We start from the raw sequence: 6,000 nt of genomic DNA, 5'->3' as shown, positions 1-6,000 counted from the left end.
GTTTAACATAAACTGATTTTTTAAGATGAAAACTTATATGCCCTTAAATGGGCTCAGGTGGAGTCGCAATAGCGGCTCTGCCAACTGTGATATGCCTCAAAGTGCCGTTTTCGGACGGCCTGGGGGGGGGAAGATGACAGCAGTAACGGTTAAAGGCAAAGGAATGTACGATTTAGTGTGTGTGGCACAGCGAGGGCATGAGTACCGAGGTGAGCCAGCACATTTTATCCCATGTACCACCGAGGGCAAAACAAACTCCATTACCACGGTGCAGAAAGACAACTTAATCCTGCAAAGGCCACACGGCAAAAACAACGGTGCTGTTTACGCTGATAAAGCCCCGACCCTCACATCTAACTCATGGCAACAAAACAACCATGTGACAGATGGCCGTATCAGGCAGCTCAACCCATCCCGTGAAAGTGGAGGCACACAGCCGTACCAGCAAAACAGAGTATATGACCCAGAGGGCCAGGCCCCAGCGTTGATGAATGGCCACGGTGGGCAAACGATCAATGCGTTAGTGGGGAGGGATGCACCGATAAGGCGATTAACCCCGGCAGAGTGCGCCAGATTGCAGACAATTCCCGATTGGTACAAATGGGAGGTGAGCGAAACCCAGCAATATCGTATGATAGGCAACGGGTGGACGGTGGAAGTTATCAAACACATCTTTTCTTTTTTGCCCGATGAGTTCAAGCATGAAGCAACAAGTGAATAAAGCCGAATGGCACGAATTTCAAAAGGTATGCCGTAATTGTGTTTTCTGGCAGTCAGAGGGCAATGACACACCGATGGGAGTTTACACCCTGACTGACACCCTCAAACATGAAATGCAACAATCGTGCAGCGATTTAAGATTTACAGTATATGATACAGAGCAAAGATGAGCAAAAAAAAAGCATCCGTGAGTGCCAAAGTAACACCCGACAGATTGCGCCAGATATACGACATTCTGGAAGATGAGCAGATACCATTTGAGGCCGACGTTAAAAAGGTTGGCCGTGGAATCCGAGAAATAACAATCGTGGCCGATGCCAATAACATTGACCATTTCAAAAATATGTTGGTATGATAAAATTGCAGCATAACCCAGAAGTGGATATTGCCACAGCCCACAAACGCTATTCTAAGAAATGGCGTAACAAGCGGATTGGGTGGCAGGATTTGGTGAACCGTTGCGCCCAGACCAAACGGACGGACGAAACCATCAAGGAGTATTTGAAGATGAGCCGCGAGGAACAAGCCGACATTAAAGACGTTGGCGGTTTTGTCGGTGGCTATCTGTCAAACGGAACACGTAAGACGGCCAATGTATTGTACCGAACCATTGCCACGTTAGACATTGATTATGGCACGGCAGACGTGTGGGAAGAGTTCACCCAGCAATACAGTTGTGCGGCCATGTTATACTCAACACATAAGCACACCAGCGAAAAGCCACGTTTCAGATTGTGCATACCGTTCAATCGGCAGGTGACCCCACAAGAGTATGAGCCGATTTGCAGACGGATTGCCCACAACGTCGGCATTGAACTTTTCGACATTACGACCTACCAATTGCCCCGTCTATTCTATTGGCCAAGCACGGCCAAGAATGGTGAGTTTGTGTTTGAGTACCAAGATGGCCCCAGCCTCAACGCCGATGAAGTGTTGGCCACATACATTGATTGGCGAAACGTCAGCGATTGGCCGACCTCACAGCGAGAGGGTGAGGTGATAAGCCATGAGATACGAAAGGCAGGCGACCCGTTGGAGAAACCCGGCCTCATTGGTGCATTTTGCCGTGCATACACCATCGAAGATGCCATTGAGAAGTTTTTGCCCGATGCCTACGAAAGAACGGGCATTGATGGCCGTTACACCTATAAGTTAGGAAGCGTTGCAGCCGGATTGGTTTGCTATGAGGGCAAATTTGCATATTCACACCATGAGACCGACCCAGCATCAAGGCAGCTTTGCAACGCGTTTGACCTTTGCCGTATTCACCTTTTCGGAGTTCACGATGAGGGTTCACGTCAGACCGATGTAACCAAATTGCCGTCGTATCTGAAAATGCAGGATTTCGTGTCGGAGGATAAGACCGTGCGCGTGATGCTGACAAAGGAACGTCAGGCAGAGGCCGACAGCATATTTGCAGGCGTGACCGATGAGCCAGACGATGCCGACGATGAGGCCGAGGAAAACACCGATTGGATGGCTGAGTTGGAGTTTGACAAGAAAGGCAATATCAAGTTAACAGCAAAGAACATCATTTGCATATTGGAGAGAGACCCGAAGTTGGCAGGGCATTTGTGGCACGATGAGTTTACAGGTTTTGACCTCATCAATAAAGGTTTGCCGTGGGATAAGAAAGCGAAGTTGTGGGGCAACAGAGACGATGCCAATTTGCGTATCTATCTGGAAGAGCAATACAACGTCACGGGAAAGGACAAAATCAAGGATGCCAAGGATGCCGTTTTGACCCGTCACAGATTACACCCCATCCGTGAGTATCTGAACGGGCTGCAATGGGATGGTGTGCCGCGTCTCGATCGTCTCATCATTGACTATATAGGTGCAGAAGATACGCCCCTCAACCGTGCAATGACACGTAAGCATTTCACGGCAGCGGTAGCCAGAGTAATGCGCCCAGGGTGTAAGTATGATTATTGCCTCATCATTGCAGGTGCAGAGGGCATTGGCAAATCCACGTTGCTCAACGTCATGGGTGGCCAATGGTTTTCTGACAGCCTCACAACGATGGAGGGCAAATTGGGAATGGAGCAATTGCGTGGTGCATGGCTCATTGAGTTGGGCGAATTGTCAAGCATCAAGCGAAGCGACGTTGAGCAAGTAAAGTCGTACATTACCCGTCAGGATGATATTTACAGAGCCGCGTATGGAACGGTGGTTGAGAAGCACCCAAGGCAATGTGTGTTTTGTGGTACTACCAATGAGACCTATTTTCTCAAAGGTGACACGGGCAACAGACGTTTTTGGGTAATTAAGATTGTGCCGGAACTACGAAAGCACAGCAACATCAAAGAAGCCATTGAGCGTGACCGTGACCAACTTTGGGCAGAGGCCGTGCAAAGGTGGCGCGATGGTGAGCAACTTTATTTGCCCCAAGATTTGGAGGCTGAGGCACGACAGAGACAACAGGAATATAACGACGATAGCGACGACCCATTGAAGAGCCTTTTGGCGGTGTATCTGGATAAGAGATTGCCGACAGATTGGCCGTCGTGGGATTTGCAGCGGAGACGTGCTTATTTCACTCAGAGCGACCCATTGGATGCCGAGGGCGTAACCCTCAGAGACCGTGTTTGTGTTGCTGAGTTCATTTGTGAGCAGATGGGCAGAAGCATGGCAGATAAGGAGTACAAGTTTATGGCCAGACGTATCGTTAAAATTCTGGACGGCATGGATGGATGGGTAAGAGGCACAACGTCGCGTCATGCAGAAAAGTTGTATGGCCGTCAGTTGGCATGGATGAGAAAGGAGGGCCAGGATGAGGGTGATATTTGAGTATGACAAGGATAGTTCATTTGACAATTTCCATTTGACAAGTTGCACAAAATTCAAAAAATGTGCAGTCGGTTTGTCAAACGAGATTTTCATTTGACAACTCATTTGACAACTCATTTGACACGAAAAAGCCCTATAAATCAATAACTTAAATACATTTGTCAAATGTCAAATAGAAATTTAATAAAAATAGTGTTTAATATAAAAGTATGTTTAGAAATAGTGTTTTATTGAATCATACAGGATTTACGCGCACGCGCGAGATTTGACAACCAGATTGAAAGATGAAAAAGAGTATTGCAAATATAGTGAATCATGCCGAGGTATCGGAGAAAGCCATTGAGCGTTATTTGTTTGATAGCGTAAAGATGGCAGGTGGTGTGTGCCTGAAGTATTCCAACCCGAACATGGCAGGCTACCCCGACCGTGTGGCCATCATGCCAAATGGTGTGACTGTATGGGTAGAGTTGAAGAGCCAAGGAAAGAAGCCCAGCAAGTTGCAGGTGATACGGATTGAATCAATGAGGCAGTTAGGCCACAAGGTTTATGTGATAGACAGCAAACAAGGTGTGGATTTAATGATGAGCGAATTATGATTTATAGACCATACGAATATCAGCAAACGGCAATGCGATGGATTATTGACCATCCGCGTTGTGGCCTATTTCTCGACATGGGATTGGGTAAAACGGTCAGCACCCTCACAGCCATTCAGAACCTCATGGACGATTGCGAGGTGAGCCGTACATTGGTAGTGGCCCCGAAGAAAGTGGCCGAAACAACATGGACTACTGAGGCCCAGAAATGGGAACACCTCAAAAGCCTCAAAGTGGTTAAGGTGTTAGGCACGGAGAAACAGCGGTGCATGGCATTACAGACCAAAGCCGATGTGTACGTGACAGGACGCGATAACTTTGTTTGGTTGGTTGGCAAATATGGTGGGATGCTACCATTTGACGTTTTGGTGATTGACGAATTGACCAGCTTTAAGAGTTCAAAGAGTGAGCGTTTCAAGGCAATGCGTATTGCCGTGCCGACTGTCAAGCGTGTTATTGGTTTGACGGGTACACCGGCCCCAAATGGATTGATTGACCTTTGGGCACAGATGTATTGTCTGGATATGGGTGAGCGTTTGGGTAAGAACGTCACAAAGTACAGAGAGACGTATTTTGAGACACACAAATGGAATAGCATTATTGTGCGTTGCGACGTGAAGAAAGGTTGTGAGGATATTATCAGAAACAAGATTGCCGACATTTGTTTGTCGATGCAAGCCAAGGATTATTTGACATTGCCCGACCTATTGACCCACACGATCCAAGTGCCATTGTCTGCATCCACGATGGAGAAATACCAGAAGTTTGAGAAAGAGAAAGTGTTGGAGTTTGCAGAAGAGCATAAGGATGAACCGTCGAACATTCTGGCTAATAGTGCAGCCGGATTGATGAATAAGTTAGCCCAATTTGCCAATGGTGCAATCTACGATGAGGACAGAGAGGTGCATGAGATACACAATGACAAAGTGGATAAGTTGGCAGAGATTGTTGAGGCCGCAAACGGCAACAGCGTTTTGGTATTCTACCAATTCAAACATGACATTCCCAGAATCATAAAGAAGTTAAAGGGGTATCGTGTAGAGGCGTATGAGGGTGAGAAGCAGTTGGTGGAATGGAATAAGGGGGAGATAGACGTGTTGTTGGCCCACCCTGCATCAACAGCCTATGGCCTCAATATGCAGGAGGGTGGCCATTACATTGTGTGGTTTGGTGTTGGCTGGAATCTGGAACACTACCAACAGGCAAATGCCCGATTGCACCGTCAAGGCCAGAAGCACCCAGTTACCGTGTACAAACTCATTTGTCCTAACACAGTGGACGAAAGAGCGGATGCAGCATTGGGCAGCAAGACGGGAGTGCAGCAAGGGTTATTGGATAGCCTTAATTACCTCATGCGTAAGTACCAAGGTGAGGTTTGATTGTGTAACGTAATCGAATGAATATGGCCAAGAATGAAATATACAATAAACTGATACACACTACCCGATGGCTGCATTTGCGTCGGCAGGTGTTAAATGCCCATCCGATATGCCAGATGTGCGAGGCAGAGCGCAGGGTAAGCGCAGCGACCGAGGTACACCACATCGTACCCGTTGAAACAGCAGTAAGTGAGCGAGAAATGGCAGCTTTGATGTTTGACCCCCACAACGTCATGGCATTGTGTCACAAGCATCATCAGGAAGTTCACCAGACGTTAGGCAAAGGAGGAAAGCAAGAGCGACGAAAACGGGCTGATGCACGGCTGCAAAATTTTGTTAAAAAATTTTTCAACGATGAAGTCGGGCCATGATTTTGAAACGGGAGGGAGGCCGAATAAACCCCGCCAAAACCTTTCTCTTCACACGAAGTGAGTTTTTAGGCCGTGGGGGCATAGCCCCGATTTTTTGCCCATATTCAATTATTTGCCGATATTTTCAGTAAAAACGCAATAAAA

General features: G+C 47.4%; 6 protein-coding genes. All 6 read left to right on the top strand.

Going from position 1 to position 6,000, the window contains the following annotated elements; genetic code table 11:
• Positions 1-133: 133 nt before the first annotated feature.
• The 6 genes from CIL02_RS16035 (at position 134) to CIL02_RS08845 (ending at position 5,856) form a co-directional block, all read left to right on the top strand.
• On the top strand, positions 134-721 hold the full coding sequence (locus tag CIL02_RS16035) for a DNA cytosine methyltransferase (RefSeq protein WP_141210184.1): 588 nt from the start codon (positions 134-136) through the stop codon (positions 719-721).
• Between the two features lie 165 nt (positions 722-886).
• Complete coding sequence (locus tag CIL02_RS08865) at positions 887-1,075, top strand: hypothetical protein (protein WP_094401015.1); 189 nt, start codon at positions 887-889, stop codon at positions 1,073-1,075.
• Positions 1,072-3,510, top strand: a complete 2,439-nt coding sequence (locus tag CIL02_RS08860; RefSeq protein ID WP_094401013.1) for a virulence-associated E family protein — start codon at positions 1,072-1,074, stop codon at positions 3,508-3,510. The genes CIL02_RS08865 and CIL02_RS08860 overlap by 4 nt, the downstream gene beginning before the upstream one ends.
• A 284-nt stretch (positions 3,511-3,794) precedes the next feature.
• Positions 3,795-4,106, top strand: a complete 312-nt coding sequence (locus CIL02_RS08855; protein ID WP_094401011.1) for a VRR-NUC domain-containing protein — start codon at positions 3,795-3,797, stop codon at positions 4,104-4,106.
• Positions 4,103-5,485, top strand: a complete 1,383-nt coding sequence (locus tag CIL02_RS08850) for a DEAD/DEAH box helicase (protein ID WP_094401009.1) — start codon at positions 4,103-4,105, stop codon at positions 5,483-5,485. The genes CIL02_RS08855 and CIL02_RS08850 overlap by 4 nt, the downstream gene beginning before the upstream one ends.
• A 23-nt stretch (positions 5,486-5,508) precedes the next feature.
• Positions 5,509-5,856 carry an HNH endonuclease signature motif containing protein gene (locus tag CIL02_RS08845; RefSeq protein WP_170935054.1) on the top strand — a complete coding sequence of 116 codons (348 nt, stop codon included), beginning with the start codon at positions 5,509-5,511 and terminating at the stop codon, positions 5,854-5,856.
• Positions 5,857-6,000: the final 144 nt, after the last annotated feature.

This window comes from Prevotella sp. P3-122 (assembly GCF_002251365.1).
In the GTDB taxonomy this organism is placed as follows: Bacteria; Bacteroidota; Bacteroidia; order Bacteroidales; family Bacteroidaceae; genus Prevotella.
The sequence above is the reverse complement of the archived record's forward strand: the minus strand, read 5'-3'. Positions and strand labels throughout refer to the sequence as shown.

What these genes read in the sequence shown, in the direction of transcription:
- CIL02_RS08860 (WP_094401013.1), top strand. Translation starts at nt 1,072, where the DNA reads ATGATAAAATTGCAGCATAACCCAGAAGTGGATATTGCCACAGCCCAC.
- CIL02_RS08865 (WP_094401015.1), top strand. Translation starts at nt 887, where the DNA reads ATGAGCAAAAAAAAAGCATCCGTGAGTGCCAAAGTAACACCCGACAGA.
- CIL02_RS08845 (WP_170935054.1), top strand. Translation starts at nt 5,509, where the DNA reads ATGGCCAAGAATGAAATATACAATAAACTGATACACACTACCCGATGG.
- CIL02_RS16035 (WP_141210184.1), top strand. Translation starts at nt 134, where the DNA reads ATGACAGCAGTAACGGTTAAAGGCAAAGGAATGTACGATTTAGTGTGT.
- CIL02_RS08855 (WP_094401011.1), top strand. Translation starts at nt 3,795, where the DNA reads ATGAAAAAGAGTATTGCAAATATAGTGAATCATGCCGAGGTATCGGAG.
- CIL02_RS08850 (WP_094401009.1), top strand. Translation starts at nt 4,103, where the DNA reads ATGATTTATAGACCATACGAATATCAGCAAACGGCAATGCGATGGATT.